This window comes from Niallia sp. 01092 (genome assembly GCF_052318935.1).
In the GTDB taxonomy this organism is placed as follows: domain Bacteria; phylum Bacillota; class Bacilli; order Bacillales; family Cytobacillaceae; genus Niallia.
The window spans coordinates 1-219 of sequence record NZ_JBQRKO010000096.1; the positions used below are offsets into that span (position 1 = coordinate 1).

The following is a 219-nucleotide window of genomic DNA, read 5'->3' on the forward strand; positions in this document are numbered from 1 at the left end:
TGGGCATTTATTCCTGGCTTATTAAAAGCGCGCTTTCGTGTGCATGAAGTAATCGTTAGTATTATGATGAACTACATTGCACTCCATGTATCCAATTATTTAATTCGCAATGTGATGACAGAGAAAAAAGATCGTACAGAAAATATATTGGATTCTGCGAGCTTGCGATCTGATTTCTTAAGCAGTATCACCGATTATTCTCGTTTGCACTGGGGAATT

General features: G+C 37.4%; 1 pseudogene. It reads left to right on the forward strand.

The annotated features are described in order from the left end of the window. Nucleotides 1-219 (forward strand): annotated as a pseudogene (locus tag ACTXGU_RS22470) (ABC transporter permease); the annotation flags it as partial.